This window comes from Paenibacillus sp. EKM206P (genome assembly GCF_011066155.1).
GTDB lineage: Bacteria > Bacillota > Bacilli > Paenibacillales > Paenibacillaceae > Paenibacillus > Paenibacillus polymyxa_D.
This window is the reverse complement of record NZ_JAAMNQ010000089.1, coordinates 1-353: the sequence shown is the minus strand read 5'-3', so window position 1 is coordinate 353 and position 353 is coordinate 1. Positions and strand designations below refer to the sequence as shown.

The window sequence follows — 353 nt, the reverse complement described above, 5'->3', positions numbered from 1 at the left end:
GCGGAGCTCAGTAATCTGGTGGGTGTCTTCATTAACACGCTGGCGATTCGCAATTATCCGTCCAGCGACAAAACGTTCCTGGATTATCTGCAAGAGGTGAAGGAGCATGCGCTCAGTGCTTATGAGCATCAGGACTATCCTTTTGAAGAACTGGTTGAACAGCTGAATTTGACGAGAGATACGAGCCGAAATGCGCTGTTTGACACGATGTTTGAGTTGAAAACCTTGGAGCAACAGGAGTTACTGCTGGAAGGTTTGACCTTGAGCTCCTATCCACTGGAAAATCATACGGCCAAGTTTGATCTGACTTTAGATGCAGTGGAGCAGCCAGAAGGCATTCTGTGCAGTCTGGA

Annotated in this window: 1 protein-coding gene; it reads left to right on the top strand. The window is 47.9% G+C overall.

Annotated elements, in window-relative coordinates:
- Positions 1–353: condensation domain-containing protein (locus tag G9G53_RS25820; RefSeq protein ID WP_165150897.1), on the top strand; the 353-nt coding region annotated here is incomplete at both ends.